Raw genomic sequence first — 15,776 nt, forward strand, 5'->3', positions numbered from 1 at the left:
GTCCGCCGCTCATTCCACAAGCGCACACCCCGAAGGGTGATTGCTTGCTTCCTGCGCTCGACTTGCATGTATTAGGCACGCCGCCAGCGTTCGTCCTGAGCCAAGATCAAACTCTCCATAAAATTGGGTTGCACACGGATGTGCTGACATCAACGTTGCAACACGGATGTTGCGAAATTAGTCGATGATCATTGAGTTTGCTTACTCATTACTTGACTAGCATGTTACTTCTTAACATATTGGTTGTTTTGTTCAGTTTTCAAAGATCAAATTGTTGATAGTGTTTTTTAGCAACTTAATTATCATAACACTAAACTCAGTAAAAAGTCAACTTGTTTTTTAAATATTTTTTTAAAAACAAATTGTTAGTAGTTGCTGCTCAATTCGACAGCTTATATATTATATAATATATAATAATAAAAAGCAATAGTTTTTTTGAAAAGATATTAAATTAACTATCAATATCAAAAGCAACATTTTTTACTATACCATGTATAAGTAGACTTTGTAAACCATTTATTTTAACCAAAAATATCCTTCCTATTTTAATTTAGGAAGGATATTTTTTAATTGAAAATCAATAGATGGAGCGCGGTAAGTGAGATGAACCCCGGTATACCTAAAAGACCAATTATACCAGCATTATAAATATTTATCGGTAAATGTAATCCAAAAGAAGCTCCAAAAATATTAAAGAAAAATAAACATAATACACCAATGATGATCTTTACCGAACCTTGCATAAACCATCTTATTGGCTTTAAAGGAGCGCCAACTACTAATAACAAGACAATTAAAGCCATTATTCCTATAATGACAAAAGGGGCATTCATTTCCTCTCTCCTTTCAAGCTTTTTTTACATACTATGAAAGACAAAAAGGAAATAGAACAAGCCCTATTGAGCGCTAACCCCACGATGTCTTGCTTCACGTAATAAATAGAAGTACTTCGCTTCAGCTACTTTTACTTCATACATTCCTATTTCACTAGGTTCAACACTTATATCAATAATTCCCTGCATTTTTGCCCATTCATCTTTTAAGCGAAAGATATCTTGAAGTAAACGTTTGTTTAGCTCTTTTTCTTTTATCTTTTTTCGAAAAGCCATTTGGTCACAACTCCCTTATAATTCTCGCCTTCCCTCTAATGCCTTTGATAATGTCACCTCATCAGCATATTCAAGGTCTCCACCCATTGGTAATCCATGTGCAATACGCGTAATTTTAATACCAGATGGTTTCACTAAACGTGAAATATACATTGCTGTAGCTTCACCTTCAATATTAGGATTAGTCGCAAGAATTAACTCTCCCACCTCTTCATCCTTTAATCGATTTAATAAAGTAGGAACATTAATATCTTCTGGCCCTATTCCATCCATAGGTGAGATTGCTCCATGCAATACATGGTAACGCCCATTAAACTCTTTCATTTTTTCCATCGCAATGACATCCTTTGGATCTTGAACAACACATATAACCGAGCTATCCCTTGTTTCATCTTGGCAAATTGGACAGGGATCTTGATCGGTAATATGTCCACATACACTACAATGTGTTAACTCTCTCTTCGCACTAACAAGCGCGTTACTAAAATCAAGCACGTCATCTTCTTTCATATTTAGTACAAAAAAAGCCAGTCGAACCGCAGTTTTCGGTCCGATCCCTGGCAATTTAGTAAAGCTATCAATTAGCTTTGAAATTGGTTCTGGATAATACACAACAACTACCTCCTAGAACATTCCTCCAGGTAAATTCATTCCTTTTGTGAATTTGCCCATTGTTTCATTTGATTGATCATCTACTTGCTTAAGCACATCATTTGTTGCAGCCAAAATTAAATCCTGTAGCATTTCTACATCATCTGGATCTACTACTTCTTCTTTAATTTCAATATCCGTAATTTGTTTACTTCCATTTGCTACAACCTTCACCATTCCTCCACCTGCTGTCGCTTCAAAACTCATCGCTTGCAAGTCTTCTTGTGCCTTCATCATATCTTTCTGCATTTTTTGCATTTGTTTCATCATTTTATTCATATTTCCTCCACCACGCATGGTAATTCCTCCTTTTATTATCTACTCTTCGTGTATTTCTAATAAATCATCGCCAACCAGTTTACGAGCCTCTTCTACAACCGGATCTTTTTCTTCTTTATCAGAATCAGTATGTTGCTGTTGTCGTTGTTTCTGCACATATTCTTGCCTGATTTCTACCCAGTTAGTTTCTGGTATAGGAATAATTGATACTTGCTTACCAATTACTTCTGATAATAATAATTCTATCGTTTGTTGGTGTTCCAAAGCAAGTGAACAATGAATGTCATATTTGAACGCCAATATCAAAGCATTGTCTGACGCAGCACTTGGTTTACTATCTTGAACAGTGGCATGTGCTGGCGCATTTTGTTTTTTTAATAATTGCATAAAAGTTGCCCATTGTGATTGAATGTTTTTTAAGTCGGCCTTTGATGCATGCTCTAATACGTGTCTAATTCGTTCGTATGGAACTTTAAATCGATTTTTTGTTGTCGGTTGTTTTCGCTTTGTCGCGGGCTGTTGTGTTTGCTTTGATTCATGTGTTGTGCTGTTTTGTTTGATATCCTTTAGTTCTTTTTCTAACTGATCAACTTTTTGCATGAGACGTTTGACTGATTCTGTTTCTACTATATTACCTTCACTATATTGCAATTTTTCTTCCGTTATTTTTAATACTGTTATTTCTAGAAACACCTTCGGACTATTTGTCCACTTCATTTCTTGTTGACAATCGTTCAATAAACTAATTACCTTTTGAATCCATTTTGCATGTATTGTATTACTTAGTTGTTGAAATGGTTCATCAACCATGGCACGATCTAATACATCTAATTGGGGTGCACTTTGATACAATAACACATCCCTTAGAAAATAGATGGAATCATATACAAAACGACCAGGATCTTTACCTGATTGAATAAACTCATCTACCAATTGTAATGCATGCTGTGCATCATTTTCGAATAGCGCTGATATCATTTCTATCAATTTCTGTTGTGAGACAGATCCCGTTACAGCGAGTACATCTTCTAATTTTACTTGTTCATCACTATAAGATATAGCTTGATCTAGTATACTTAATGCATCACGCATACCACCCTCTGCAGCTAAAGCAACAGCGTGGAGTGCCTCTTTCGTTATGGAAATCGCCTCTTTTTCAGTAATTGTTTCCATTCTTTCAACTATATCTTGCTGTGTAATGCGTTTAAAATCAAAACGTTGGCAACGAGAGATGATCGTTAATGGTATCTTATGCGGCTCTGTTGTTGCTAAAATAAATATAACGTGTTTTGGTGGTTCCTCTAATGTTTTTAATAAAGCATTGAATGCGCCAATAGATAACATATGTACCTCATCAATAATGTAAACTTTATATGCTACAGCACTTGGCGCATATTTTACCTTATCACGTATATCACGTATTTGTTCCACACCATTATTTGAAGCAGCATCAATTTCCATTACATCTGAAATCGAACCATCCTGAATTCCTTGGCAAGCGTCACACGTATTACATGGTTCAGCTACTGGTGCCTTTCTGCAATTAATGGTTTTAGCAAATATTTTTGCCGCACTTGTTTTCCCAGTCCCTCTCGGACCAGAAAATAAATAGGCATGTGAAAATTTTTCTTGTACTATTGCATTTTGAAGTGTTCGCGTAATATGTGATTGACCTACAACATCCACAAAGCTCTGTGGACGCCAAACACGATACAAGGCTTGATAGCTCATTTATTCATGATCCTCTCTTAGGAATTCTTTTTTATTATAACTGAAACATAATCATTCTGTGAATCATTCAGTCAAAATTATATTTATATTATAGAAAAAAACCTCTCACGCATAATGGTAAGAGGTTTTTGTATGTATTAAGATAACACCGTGCACCCGTCGTCGATGCTATAGCCCCAAGCGTTACATAAGTTCATGGCTCAGTTCAGGTTGCTCTGCGGCACACGAGAAAGACCGCTTACTGCTGCTTCCTTCCGGACCTGACAGAATTCACGGGTTCCCGTTGCGCAGGACCCAAACATCAACACCAATTCCTTATGGCAGACCTTAAAGCTATACACCTCAGACGGGGATTCCGTCTCGCTATAGCGGATTGCGAGTATAGGGCACCGCTACCTCCCCACCTAGCACGGCAAGTTGTATAATAATTTAAGCGCAAGTAAAGCGCAATTACAATTATAGCGATTGTTTTAGCAAAATGCAAGGGATTGACTGTGTTATTTATTTCCTTTTTTATTTTTATTTACTTCTTTTTTTTTGCTACGTAATTGTTTAAAAAAATCGGTTAATAATGCGCCACATGCTTCTTCTAATACTCCACCCATTAGCTTTACCTGGTGATTAAAACGATTATCTTCTAATAAGTTCATAATTGATCCTGCACAGCCCGCCTTCGGATCATATGCACCAAAGACAACTCTCGGAATTCGTGATTGTACAATTGCCCCTGCACACATTGGACAAGGTTCTAAGGTAACGTATAACGTGCATTCCTCTAAACGCCAGCTTCCTATCTGTTCATTTGCTTTATCAATTGCTAGCATTTCAGCATGTGATGCAGTAGTTTGCAAACTTTCTCTTAAATTAAATGCTTGTGCAATCACATCTCCACCATGAACAATCACCGCACCTATAGGTACTTCACCTAATTGATTCGCTTTTATTGCTTCTGCTAGAGCTAATTCCATAAAATCTTCATCTGTCATATTGATAAACTCCTACTATTTTTTCTATGGGATGATGTCAGATCATTTATTTATTATATTGTATCAAATGAGAAGGACAAAAAGAACCAAACATTTTCATCTTTTCTAACGCATAAGCTAATAAAGGTATAAAGAAAAGAGGAGGAATTAGTAATGCAAATTCATGTTGTTAAAAGTGGTGATTCACTTTATTCCATTGCCAACATCTATGGTACAACATATCAAGCGATAAACGAAGCAAATGAACTAGATAATCCCAATCAATTAGTTGTTGGTCAATCGCTTGTCATTCCAATCATTGGACAATTTTATTACGTGCAGCCTGGTGATAATTTGTATAGTATTGCCCAACAATTTAATTTAAGCTATCAAGAGTTAGCTGCTATTAATAATATAAATCCGAATAGTACGCTTTCTGTTGGTACGCGATTATACATCCCAGAACAAGAACAACCAACTATTGAATCAAATGCCTATATTGAACCATTTGGTAATACCGTTTCTACTACATTAGAAAATGCAGCAGAAAAAAACACACCTTACTTAACTTATTTGGCCCCTTTTAGTTATCGTGTTAACAGAAAAGGAAACTTAATTGCCCCACCATTAAATAATTTTGCTGCTATTGCTAATAAAAATGATGCCACTTTAATGCTCGTTGTAACAAACTTAGAAGAAGGAGCTTTTAGCGCAGAGCTTGGAAACCTTATTGTTACCGATCAAGCAGTTCAAGATACATTATTAACGGATATTATTGAAACAGCAAAAAAAATAGGATTTAGAGACATACATTTTGATTTTGAATTTTTACCTGTTACTGCAAAAGAATCCTACAATACTTTTTTACGAAAAGCAAAGGATCGTTTAGCAAAAGAAGGTCTATTAATGTCTACTGCATTAGCTCCAAAAACAAGTAGTGAGCAAAAAGGGGAATGGTATGAAGCACATGATTATCAAGCACATGGTGAAATAGCCGACTTTGTTGTGTTGATGACCTACGAATGGGGATATAGTGGCGGGCCGCCTCTTGCCGTTTCACCGATAGATAAGGTAAGAGAAGTAGTCGAATACGCTTTAACAGAAATGCCAGCTAGCAAAATTATGCTAGGTCAAAATCTATATGGATATGATTGGACGCTTCCTTACGAGCCAGGGGGAGAATATGCAAAAGCTGTTAGTCCTCAGCAAGCTATTCTTTTAGCTAGGGATAATAACGTAGCAATTGAATTTGATCAAGAAGCACAAGCCCCTTTTTTCTTCTATACAGATAAGGATGGCAAGCGACATGAAGTTTGGTTTGAAGATGCCAGATCGATTCAATCTAAATTTGATCTCATAAAGGAATTAAACTTACGTGGTATAAGCTATTGGAAACTAGGTCTAGCTTTCCCTCAAAATTGGCTTTTACTAGAAGATAATTTTGCAATAAAAAAACAAAAATAATGCTTTCCAGTATAAAAACTCGCTTCAGTTGCTATGGAAGCGAGTTTTTATTATTTATAGATTTAAATACTTTAAGGTATAAAAATAAATTACCCACACAAACTAAACGTTGAAATATTCCCGTTTGGAGGGTAATCTATGTTTCGCTTTCAATCATTTGAAAAAAAGGAAGAAAATTTCACAAAAAAAGATACCCCATTAAGCAGTGATACCAACCTACTGATCAAACAACTAAAAGAAATATATGATCATCATATAAATAAAGACTTCTGTTCTCGTACTTTATTTGCTAACTTTAACAAGAAAAATGTCTATTTATTCTATTATGCTTCCATTGTTAATAGTGACAAAATAGAACAAGCTATTGTGCAGCCATTATTGGAGAACGATGGTTCTTCATATTCTAATGTATTAACGAATGAGAGTCTAAAAGAAATAGCTACAATAGAAAAAGCAATTGAACATATTAATAGCGGGAAAGTTGTCCTTTTATCTGAAGGCGACCAGATTGCTTATTCCATTGATGTATCTCAATTTCAACACCGTGCGATTAGTCAATCTGAAAATGAAAGTGTTGTTAAAGGGCCACAAGACGCTTTTACCGAGTCTACTCATATAAATGTTTCTTTAATTCGTAAACAAATTAGAGATAAACAACTAATTACTACTGTTTCTTCTGTTGGAGAGCGATCAAAACAGGATGTAACCATTGTATATATATCAGATTTAGTAAATCCCAACATATTAAAAAATGTAAAAGAAAGAATTGAAAATATAGATACAGATAATGTCCGTAATGTGGAGTTATTAGAGCAATATTTAGAAGAAAGACCATACTCAATCTTTCCAAGCATTTATTATACCGAACGTCCAGATAACGCTGCGGCTTTTATAGAGGATGGCCATATCATACTACTGATGGACAGTTCTTCTGCATGTCTCATTTTACCAGTAACTTTTTGGACTTTTTTTCATAGTCCTGAAGATCGCTATTCCCGTTTTATGTTTGGCAACTTCTCTAGATTAATAAGATTTATTGCTTTTTATATAACAATGATGATCTCTGCTACTTACGTGGCTTTAGCCAATTTTCATAGCCAAATGATTCCACCAGATTTACTATTAGCGATCACCGCATCAAGGGAAAGGGTACCATTCCCGCTAATTGTAGAAGTATTAATCATGGAGGTCGCATTTGAATTAATTAGAGAAGCAGGAATTCGGATCCCTTCTGCACTTGGTCCTACCATCGGTATTGTGGGTGCATTAATTCTTGGACAAGCCGCCGTAGAAGCAAATATTATTAGTCCTATTATTGTCATTATAGCTGCTTTATCTGGACTTACATCTTTTGCTATCTCTGATGTCAGCTTGAACTATACGGTACGAATTACAAGATTCTTATTTATTTTTGCCGCTGGTTTGATGGGAATGCTTACGTTGATGGGCGCATTCTTACTTTGGTTTATGTATGCAGCATCATTAAAATCTTTCGGTATGCGTTTCTTATCTCCAATTGCACCATCTTTTAAATCACCAAAAGATACCTTATTTCGCAAAGCCGTTCGTAGTGAAATTTGGCGTCCTGGACAAATCCAACCAAAAGATTTGAAAAAGAAATAAAGTAGGTGTGTTATATAATGAATCCACATAAATTGTTAAAAACCGGTGAGATGTTTGCCATGTTAGTCATATTACTATCATTAAAGGCATCGGATACTACTGCATCATTACTTGCACAACACACACAAAATGCCTTTTGGTATATGCCATTTATCTCATTACTCGTTGTTCTACCATCCATACTCATATTAGTACATCTACTAAAAAAATATGAAGATAAAAATTTAGTTCAATTAATAGAGGCTATCATGGGGTCTTGGGCAAGTAAAGTTATTAGCTTTATGATCTTTCTAAGTTCATTTATACTAATGGGTTTTAGTTACAGAAGTTATGTTGGACAAATTAAAATAATGTATTTTCCTCAAACCCCCACACTTTTTCTATATTTGATTTTTTTTATCATTGTCTATTTTGCTGCAAAGAAAGGATGGGAAGTTATTGGTTTTACTTCAAAAATATTTTTACCTTTGTTTATAGTATCTACTTTAATTTTAATAAGTTTAACTATGAATGACATCGTTATCGAAAGGATTTTTCCGTTTTTTGGATCAGGAAAATTACCTATATTAAAAGAAGGAGCATTAAAAGGCTCTATCTTTGTTGAAGTTTTTTTGATTACCATTGCTTATACCTCATTTAAAAAAACAAACTATTTTAGAAAAGGGTTATTCTTAGGGTTAGCCTTTTCTACTGTTAAAATTATGTTATTCTTTTTTATTTATGCAACACTGTTTGATTATAATTCTATTGTAATGCTTTCCTATCCTTTCCATGACGTGCTACAGTACGTTCATTTCGGTGCATTGACTAATATCGAGACTTTCTTTATGATTTTTTGGCTTTTAGGAAGCTTTCTACGATATGCTATATATCTGTATTTAGTAAGTTGGATATTTTCAGAAATCTTTCACATTAAACATATTGAATCTTTGCTTCTTCCTATTGGTTTTTTGGGATTAATGGTAGCAGTTATTTCAAGGAATGTAATTGTCAGCGAGTTGGTTTTTTACAATTCCATTTCTAATTACATCACCTTCTTTTATATTGGATTCCCTATTTTATTATGGTTAGTATCATCTTTGAAAGGGGAAATGATAAAACAATGAAACAACTATTACAGTTAATTATCCTTTTACTTTCATTGCTTTTATTGACAAGTTGTTACGATAAAATCGAATTAGAACAGCAGTCCAACGTAATTGCAATTGGCATAGATAAAGAGGACGAAAAGGGTAGCTTCTCTTTTACCTTTCAAATTGCTAATCCAGAAGCAGGTTCAACCTTATCTACAATTGGCTCTAAAGAAGAAGAAAAAGAAACCATTACTGTTCCCGGAACCGATATCCTTACCGCAACAAGTTTGGCAAATTCCTTTGTTACGAAGCGAATGGTCCTAGATCATACAAAAGTAGTTGTTGTTTCAAAAGAATTAGCAGAATCAAATGATTTCCTTCGAATTATTCAATCAGCCTCTAGAAAGCCGGAGATCAGAGGCGATGTACAAATTATTGTTTGTAAGGAAGAAGCTTCGCAGTTTTTAAGAAATAATCAACCATCCATGGAACGAAGACCACACAAGTATTATCAATTTATGTTACAGCGAGCAATACAAACCGGTTTAATTCCTGATGCTGATTTTCATCGTTTTTTCCAAATTACAGAAGGGGATGCGGACTTATTTTTGGCTATATATGCAACTACTCTAGAGGAAAATGAAAAAGAATACCGTATAACTAAAGAACATAATTATATAGCTGGACAGATCCCTAAAGAAGGCGGAAACAGGACACAATTTATTGGTTCTGCCGTTTTTAAAAAAGGAAAAATGATTGACATATTATCTGGTCAAGAAACAAGAACGAGCAATATACTGGATAAAACACTCCATATGGACAACATACAAGTTACTTATTCTGATCCAATTAAACCTGATTACCAAGTAGCAGTAGATTATATTCAAAAAGTCAATCCCATCATTGACATACAATACAATAAAGAAACAAATCATGCTTCTATCGATGTGACTGTTCCATTTGAGGTTCGAATCATTGCTATACCAAGTATGGTGAACTATCTGTCAAATAAAGAACATCAAAAAAAACTATGTAACACAATTGAACAAACAAATGAAAATATCGCCAACAAATTGATTGAAAAATCCCAAAAAATATACAAATCCGATCCATTCTATTGGTCCCTATATATTCGAAAGAAGTTTAAAGATATCCCTTCATTCGAAAAAGCGAATTGGGATGAAGAAATTTATCCGAATGCAGATATTAACGTTAGTTTTCAGTTAAAACGCATGTCTTTTGGGAAAATGTTCAATGATTCAAGACTAAATGAGGTGACAGAATAATGGAGCTCTTCCTGTTGAGTGTATTAGCTATTTATATAGCTATTTATTGCTTATACATTGGATATGATCAAATAAAGCACCATGATAATAAAAGTGGAGGAATTTCAATTTTTGTTTTAATCCCCTTTATTCTCTCCTCTCCTGTTCTCTATTATTTTTTAAGATAGCTGTGCTCATCAGTGTTGCCATAGTTAATAAAGCAACTTAAGAAACGAGCAATATGCTATATAGCATATTGCTCGTTTTGCTTAATAAAAGCGGCCCCAGCAGGATTCGAACCTGCGACACATGGTTTAGGAAACCATTGCTCTATCCCCTGAGCTATGGAGCCAAATTAGTATATAGATAAGTTGAATAAAATCATACCTATATATTATACAAAATAACGAATCAATTGAAAAGTAATTAGCAGGATACTAGATCAAGATTAAACTTTACAGTGTAAAAATTCCATTTAGTTAAATTTGTGAATATTCTTTTTGATAAAGAAAAATGTGATAGAATATTGATTGTCTTATTCTTATATTTTACACATAAATTGTTGCATAATGTCGATTGGAGGGGAATAGATGCAACATTTACCATTTATTGCTGTAGAGGGGCCTATTGGCGTTGGCAAAACCTCTTTATCAAAAAAAATAGCGGCACACTTTGAACTACACTTATTAAAAGAAATTGTTGAGGAAAATCCATTTCTAGGGAAATTTTATGAAAACATTGAAGAATGGAGCTTTCAAACAGAAATGTTTTTTCTCTGTAATCGATATAAACAGTTGGAAGATATCCAAAAAGACTATTTATCACAAAGCAAACCTGTTGTTGCTGATTACCATATTTCAAAGAATATGATATTTGCAAAACGAACACTGAAATCCTCACAATTTGAAAAATACGAGCAAATCTATCATATCCTCACAAATGACATGCCTAAACCGAATATGATGATTTATTTAGATGCTAGTTTAGATACATTGCTAAAACGTATATCTATGCGTGGAAGAGATGTAGAAAAGAATATCCAATCTTCGTATTTACAACAACTAAAACAGGACTATCAAGATTTTATGGAGAGTTTTGAAGCAAAACATCCAGAAATACCTGTTATTCGAATTGATGGCGACAAATTAGATTTTATAAAACACCAAGATGATCTAAATCAAATTCTGTACAATATTGAACAACAAATAAAAAAAGGGGAACTAACGTAATGAACCTAAGAGAAAAATACCAAATCCCACATGATAGCGTGATAACCATCGCTGGAACAGTTGGTGTAGGTAAATCAACAATGACAAACGCATTAGCCAATGCACTTCAATTCCGTACGTCTTTAGAGAAAGTAGATACCAACCCCTATTTAGATAAATTTTATGCTGATTTTGAACGTTGGAGTTTTCATTTACAAATTTACTTTTTAGCCGAACGATTTAAAGAACAAAAACGTATCTTTGAATACGGTGGTGGTTTTATCCAAGACCGTTCCATTTATGAAGATACAGGTATATTCGCAAAAATGCATTATGAAAAAGGAACCATGACGCCAACTGATTATCAAACATATTATAGCTTGTTTGAATCCATGGTGATGACACCTTATTTCCCGCATCCAGATCTTTTAATTTATTTAGAAGGTTCATTTGACGATGTGATTGATCGTATTAAAGAGCGTGGACGTCCGATGGAACAACAAACACCGATTAGCTATTGGAAAGAGATGCATGAACGTTATGAAAATTGGATTAACAGTTTTAATTCATGTCCAATTCTACGTATTAATATTGCTGATTATGATGTTATAAATGATGATCAATCTATTGAATCCGTCCTCGAAAAAGTGGGACATTTTATCCAACAATCACGTAAATGGAAAGTAAGACAATAAAAATTCCCAAAAATAAAACAGGCTATAAGTGCCTGTTTTATTTTTTTGATTCGCCTAATTCCTTTGATCGCTTCAAAGCCGCTAATATTGTTGCTTCTATGCCTTTATCTACTTCATGATCCATCAACGCTTCTATTCCACTTTGTGTTGTACCATTAGGACTTGTAATGTTTTTTCGTAATTCATATGGCTCTAGATCGGTTTGCTGTAGCATTTCCGCTGCACCAAGAATCGTTTGATAAATTAAATCTTTAGCAACATCCGACTCTAATCCATTTTTTATAGCGGCTGTTTCCATTGCCTCCACAATATAATAAAAGTATGCTGGACCACTTCCAGATACAGCGGTCACCACATGCATCTGTTCTTCATTAACAATCGATACATTCCCGACCGTCTCAAATAATTGTTTCGTTTGTTCTAGCTGATCCGCAGTAACAAACTTTCCTGCTGTCATCGCTGTTGCACCATAACCAATCGTTGCTGATGTATTTGGCATGGCACGAATTACAGGATTGTCTTGTTGCAATTTTTCTGTAAATAAGGCAATTGGTGTGCCTGCCAAAATAGATATTAATAATTGTGATGGCTGTAAGAAAGGCTTTATCTCTGTCAATGCATGCGTAATGTCCTTGGGTTTTATAGCGAAAATAACAGCATCTGCTCCTACAACTGCTTTTTCAGTAGATGATGTCGTTCTCACTTTATATTTCATTAATAATTCTTTTAGTCTCGCTTGATTTGATTTATTAGTTACTGTAATTTGATCGGGAGTCAACATTTTTGCTTTAATCATTCCTGCAATCAATGCTTCTGCCATAGATCCTGCACCAATAAATGCAATTTTATTTAACATATTACTTCCTCCTTTTTTAATATATAATACTTATACCTGTTTTCTAAGTTTTTGTCCCATGAAAAACAACACAATCCCTATAGGAATGAACCAATAGACATCAAAAGTAATAGTCGGTCCAAAAGATGGCATAAAATAAAAAATGAACATGAACAGACAAAATGGTAGCACACCAAACAAAATACCCGTAAACACAAATTCAAAGACTTTAGATACTTGTTTAAAACAAGACCATCTTAAATAACGAATGATTCCATATAGTACAAGTGCAGCAACACCTAATGACAAACAAGTATTCACTAACACGGTACCAACGGAATACGTTTGACTTATTTCTGATTGATTAAAGACATAAAATAAAATTATTGATAACAAACCTTGAAACATTGCACTTACTGCAAAAAAATAGGAAACACCCATACCGAATAACAGTAATCTTTTTTTTGAGACTGTTTTAGGGAGTTCATTAATAATTTCATCTGCATACCTCTGTGGGTCCTCTCCAAACAATTCTTCAGCATCTTTACCTTCTTCTTGCAAAATGAACAAATGATCTAATAATTCCATTAATATTTCTTCGGTTTCTTCTTCAGACTTATCATAAGATAACCGAATATACATTAACATATCTTCATAAATTTTTTTGTTCTTCTCATTAAGCAATTTTCGTTTTTGATTATTCGCTTGAATTATCGCCTCCACTTAGTATTCCTCCTTTTGTTCTAATAGTTGGTCTACTGGACGTTTGAGATTTTCCCAATTAGAGCGAAATGCTTGCAATGCGGTCTTACCTTTTTCAGTTAATTGATAATATTTACGATTGGGGCCACTAGGTGACTTTCGCATTTCCCCAACAATAAGTTGTTCTTTCTGTAGTCGCAATAAAATCGGGTAGATCGAACCTTCACTAACATCGATCCCTTGTGTTTGTAATTTGACAGCAAGCTCATAGCCATATACCGTTTCTCTTGCGATAATAGCTAATAAACATCCCTCTAAAATTCCTTTTAATAATTGACTTCTAATTGCCATATCATCACCTACTTTGCAATACAAGTTAGCGTATATTAAAAAATAGATAGTCCACTAAACTAGCTATTTTTAAACAGACAAATTTATTCGCTATCTTGTTATACCATATAGTAAATATGTTATATTATTTTTCGTTATTATACAAGGTTTATGTGAAATTTTATTACATTTAAAAAGCAGCAGCTATTAACTAGCTACTGCTTTTGTTTATTTATATTGTCATTTTGTATGTATAAAAATGGCGGAGGAGGAGGGATTCGAACCCCCGCGGGCCGTGAAGCCCCTGTCGGTTTTCAAGACCGATCCCTTCAGCCGGACTTGGGTACTCCTCCAAACTGACGACAAAATTAATATTATCAGTTCTTTTTATACATGTCAATGATTTTTGTAAATTATTTAATAACTGTTTTTCCACCCATGTATGCTTGTAACACTTCAGGTACCATAACAGACCCATCTTCTTGCTGATAGTTCTCAATAATTGCTGCTACCGTTCGACCAATTGCTAACCCTGATCCATTCAATGTATGCACATATTCTGGTTTTGCTTTTTCCTCACGACGGAAACGAATTCCTGCACGGCGAGCTTGAAAATCTTCAAAATTTGAACAAGAAGAGATTTCACGATACGTATCATTACTTGGCATCCAAACTTCAATATCATATTTCTTAGCAGCTGTGAAACCTAAGTCAGCTGTACACATGCTCATGACACGATACGGAAGCTTTAGCAATTGCAACACTTTTTCTGCATGCCCTGTTAATTCTTCTAATACATCATAAGAATCCTCAGGTTTAACAAATTGAACAAGTTCTACTTTATTAAATTGGTGCTGGCGAATTAAGCCACGTGTATCGCGTCCTGCTGATCCAGCTTCAGACCGGAAAGAAGCACTAAAAGCAACGAATTTCTGTGGTAATTTATCACCGGTCAAAATATCGTCACGATAATAATTTGTTACTGGAACTTCAGCTGTTGGGACAAGAAAATATTCCCAATCTTCAATTTTAAATGCATCTTCTTCAAATTTCGGAAGTTGACCAGTTCCTGTCATACTCGTTCTGTTTACCATATATGGTGGTAACATTTCTTGATATTCATGTTCATCTGCATGTAAATCCATCATAAAGTTTAATAAAGCACGCTCTAACCGAGCACCTAAGCCTTTATAAAATACAAAGCGACTTCCTGTGACTTTACTAGCACGTTCAAAATCTAACATATCTAGTTGTGTAGCTAATTCCCAGTGGGGTTTTTGCTCATATGATGGTTGATTTACTTCTCCCCATTTCCGAACCTCTATATTATCATCTTCTGTTTCTCCAATTGGGGTTGATTCATGAGGTATATTTGGGATGGATAATAAAAGCGTTTCTAATTTCTGTTCTACTTCCTTTAATGTAGTATCAATTGTCTTAATGCGGTCACCAACTTCGCGCATTTCGCTAATCATATCATCTGCGTCTTTTTTCTCTTTTTTTAATACAGATATTTGTTTAGAAACTTCATTACGTTTTGCTTTTAATTCCTCTGTTTCTGCTATTAATTGACGTCTTTGATTATCAAGTTCACCAAATGCATCCAAATCAGAGAGATCTTCTCCTCGATGTTTTAACTTTTCCTTTATCTCATCAAAATTATTACGTAATCGTTTCATATCTAACATATTCTTATTCCTCCATTATCATTATTCCATGAAATAAATAAAAAAACTCTCATCCCTATAAGTAAGGGACGAGAGTTTTTTCCCGCGATACCACCCTGATTGAAGGAAACACTTCCTTCCGGCTTCATTTTAAGATAACGGCTCATGAGTGATAGCCG

Annotated in this window: 16 protein-coding genes, 2 tRNA genes, 1 rRNA gene, 1 other RNA gene and 1 other annotated feature (1 of these 21 running past the window's edge); of the genes, 6 read left to right on the top strand and 14 right to left on the bottom strand. The window is 34.5% G+C overall.

Annotated features, from left to right (window positions below; all coding sequences use genetic code 11):
* From BN1058_RS00005 to tadA, 8 genes are all read right to left on the bottom strand, one after another.
* Positions 1-122 (bottom strand): 16S ribosomal RNA (locus tag BN1058_RS00005); the annotation flags it as partial.
* A gap of 444 nt (positions 123-566) precedes the next feature.
* A complete protein-coding gene (locus BN1058_RS00010) occupies positions 567-833 on the bottom strand; it encodes a pro-sigmaK processing inhibitor BofA family protein (protein WP_090851018.1) in 267 nt (88 codons plus the stop codon).
* Positions 834-896: 63 nt separating this feature from the next.
* Positions 897-1,109, bottom strand: coding sequence for a YaaL family protein (locus tag BN1058_RS00015; RefSeq protein WP_090851022.1), 213 nt, complete (start codon positions 1,107-1,109; stop codon positions 897-899).
* Positions 1,110-1,124: 15 nt separating this feature from the next.
* Positions 1,125-1,721, bottom strand: coding sequence for a recombination mediator RecR (gene recR / locus BN1058_RS00020; protein WP_090851025.1), 597 nt, complete (start codon positions 1,719-1,721; stop codon positions 1,125-1,127).
* 12 nt (positions 1,722-1,733) lie between these two features.
* Positions 1,734-2,057, bottom strand: a complete 324-nt coding sequence (locus BN1058_RS00025; RefSeq protein ID WP_090851028.1) for a YbaB/EbfC family nucleoid-associated protein — start codon at positions 2,055-2,057, stop codon at positions 1,734-1,736.
* A 21-nt stretch (positions 2,058-2,078) separates the two neighbouring features.
* Positions 2,079-3,770 (bottom strand): DNA polymerase III subunit gamma/tau, encoded by a 1,692-nt coding sequence (dnaX, locus tag BN1058_RS00030; RefSeq protein WP_090851031.1) that lies wholly within the window; start codon positions 3,768-3,770, stop codon positions 2,079-2,081.
* A 148-nt stretch (positions 3,771-3,918) separates the two neighbouring features.
* An RNA gene (ffs, locus tag BN1058_RS00035) (signal recognition particle sRNA large type) lies at positions 3,919-4,183 on the bottom strand.
* Positions 4,184-4,267: 84 nt separating this feature from the next.
* Positions 4,268-4,756, bottom strand: a complete 489-nt coding sequence (gene tadA / locus BN1058_RS00040; RefSeq protein WP_090851035.1) for a tRNA adenosine(34) deaminase TadA — start codon at positions 4,754-4,756, stop codon at positions 4,268-4,270.
* Between the two features lie 153 nt (positions 4,757-4,909).
* On the opposite strand from tadA, the gene BN1058_RS00045 reads away from it, so the two are divergent.
* The 4 genes from BN1058_RS00045 to BN1058_RS00060 all read left to right on the top strand — a co-directional run bounded on the left by BN1058_RS00045 (position 4,910) and on the right by BN1058_RS00060 (position 10,181).
* On the top strand, positions 4,910-6,199 hold the full coding sequence (locus BN1058_RS00045; protein ID WP_090851038.1) for a glycoside hydrolase family 18 protein: 1,290 nt from the start codon (positions 4,910-4,912) through the stop codon (positions 6,197-6,199).
* Between the two features lie 138 nt (positions 6,200-6,337).
* A complete protein-coding gene (locus BN1058_RS00050; RefSeq protein WP_090851040.1) occupies positions 6,338-7,822 on the top strand; it encodes a spore germination protein in 1,485 nt (494 codons plus the stop codon).
* 17 nt (positions 7,823-7,839) lie between these two features.
* A complete protein-coding gene (locus tag BN1058_RS00055) occupies positions 7,840-8,928 on the top strand; it encodes a GerAB/ArcD/ProY family transporter (protein WP_090851043.1) in 1,089 nt (362 codons plus the stop codon).
* Entirely contained in the window at positions 8,925-10,181 is a 1,257-nt protein-coding gene (locus BN1058_RS00060) for a Ger(x)C family spore germination protein (RefSeq protein ID WP_090851045.1), read from the top strand. The genes BN1058_RS00055 and BN1058_RS00060 overlap by 4 nt, the downstream gene beginning before the upstream one ends.
* A gap of 258 nt (positions 10,182-10,439) precedes the next feature.
* On the opposite strand, the gene BN1058_RS00065 is transcribed toward BN1058_RS00060, so the two are convergent.
* Positions 10,440-10,512 (bottom strand) — tRNA-Arg (locus BN1058_RS00065).
* 238 nt (positions 10,513-10,750) lie between these two features.
* Here BN1058_RS00065 and BN1058_RS00070 point away from each other — a divergent pair.
* Positions 10,751-11,389 carry a deoxynucleoside kinase gene (locus BN1058_RS00070; protein WP_090851048.1) on the top strand — a complete coding sequence of 213 codons (639 nt, stop codon included), beginning with the start codon at positions 10,751-10,753 and terminating at the stop codon, positions 11,387-11,389.
* Positions 11,389-12,063 (top strand): deoxynucleoside kinase, encoded by a 675-nt coding sequence (locus BN1058_RS00075; protein ID WP_090851051.1) that lies wholly within the window; start codon positions 11,389-11,391, stop codon positions 12,061-12,063. The genes BN1058_RS00070 and BN1058_RS00075 overlap by 1 nt, the downstream gene beginning before the upstream one ends.
* A gap of 37 nt (positions 12,064-12,100) precedes the next feature.
* Here the strand turns inward: BN1058_RS00075 and proC are convergent, their stop codons facing one another.
* From proC to serS, 5 genes are all read right to left on the bottom strand, one after another.
* Positions 12,101-12,919 (bottom strand): pyrroline-5-carboxylate reductase, encoded by an 819-nt coding sequence (gene proC / locus BN1058_RS00080; protein WP_090851054.1) that lies wholly within the window; start codon positions 12,917-12,919, stop codon positions 12,101-12,103.
* Positions 12,920-12,949: 30 nt separating this feature from the next.
* Complete coding sequence (locus tag BN1058_RS00085) at positions 12,950-13,621, bottom strand: DUF1129 family protein (protein WP_090851057.1); 672 nt, start codon at positions 13,619-13,621, stop codon at positions 12,950-12,952.
* Positions 13,622-13,951 (bottom strand): PadR family transcriptional regulator, encoded by a 330-nt coding sequence (locus tag BN1058_RS00090; RefSeq protein WP_090851061.1) that lies wholly within the window; start codon positions 13,949-13,951, stop codon positions 13,622-13,624.
* A 239-nt stretch (positions 13,952-14,190) separates the two neighbouring features.
* Positions 14,191-14,283, bottom strand: a tRNA-Ser gene (locus tag BN1058_RS00095).
* Between the two features lie 60 nt (positions 14,284-14,343).
* Positions 14,344-15,618, bottom strand: a complete 1,275-nt coding sequence (serS, locus tag BN1058_RS00100) for a serine--tRNA ligase (protein ID WP_090851064.1) — start codon at positions 15,616-15,618, stop codon at positions 14,344-14,346.
* 61 nt (positions 15,619-15,679) lie between these two features.
* Positions 15,680-15,776 (bottom strand) — a binding site (T-box leader) (it continues 123 nt past the right edge of the window).

Origin of the sequence: Paraliobacillus sp. PM-2, from assembly GCF_001368815.1 — a bacterium.
In the GTDB taxonomy this organism is placed as follows: domain Bacteria; phylum Bacillota; class Bacilli; order Bacillales; family Amphibacillaceae; genus Paraliobacillus.

Bases quoted from the DNA above. Each gene is read 5' to 3' on its own strand.
- BN1058_RS00070 (WP_090851048.1), top strand. From the start codon at position 10,751: ATGCAACATTTACCATTTATTGCTGTAGAGGGGCCTATTGGCGTTGGC.
- BN1058_RS00050 (WP_090851040.1), top strand. From the start codon at position 6,338: ATGTTTCGCTTTCAATCATTTGAAAAAAAGGAAGAAAATTTCACAAAA.
- dnaX (WP_090851031.1), bottom strand. From the start codon at position 3,770: ATGAGCTATCAAGCCTTGTATCGTGTTTGGCGTCCACAGAGCTTTGTG.
- BN1058_RS00025 (WP_090851028.1), bottom strand. From the start codon at position 2,057: ATGCGTGGTGGAGGAAATATGAATAAAATGATGAAACAAATGCAAAAA.
- proC (WP_090851054.1), bottom strand. From the start codon at position 12,919: ATGTTAAATAAAATTGCATTTATTGGTGCAGGATCTATGGCAGAAGCA.
- serS (WP_090851064.1), bottom strand. From the start codon at position 15,618: ATGTTAGATATGAAACGATTACGTAATAATTTTGATGAGATAAAGGAA.
- BN1058_RS00055 (WP_090851043.1), top strand. From the start codon at position 7,840: ATGAATCCACATAAATTGTTAAAAACCGGTGAGATGTTTGCCATGTTA.
- BN1058_RS00090 (WP_090851061.1), bottom strand. From the start codon at position 13,951: ATGGCAATTAGAAGTCAATTATTAAAAGGAATTTTAGAGGGATGTTTA.
- BN1058_RS00045 (WP_090851038.1), top strand. From the start codon at position 4,910: ATGCAAATTCATGTTGTTAAAAGTGGTGATTCACTTTATTCCATTGCC.
- tadA (WP_090851035.1), bottom strand. From the start codon at position 4,756: ATGACAGATGAAGATTTTATGGAATTAGCTCTAGCAGAAGCAATAAAA.
- BN1058_RS00015 (WP_090851022.1), bottom strand. From the start codon at position 1,109: ATGGCTTTTCGAAAAAAGATAAAAGAAAAAGAGCTAAACAAACGTTTA.
- BN1058_RS00010 (WP_090851018.1), bottom strand. From the start codon at position 833: ATGAATGCCCCTTTTGTCATTATAGGAATAATGGCTTTAATTGTCTTG.
- BN1058_RS00075 (WP_090851051.1), top strand. From the start codon at position 11,389: ATGAACCTAAGAGAAAAATACCAAATCCCACATGATAGCGTGATAACC.
- BN1058_RS00060 (WP_090851045.1), top strand. From the start codon at position 8,925: ATGAAACAACTATTACAGTTAATTATCCTTTTACTTTCATTGCTTTTA.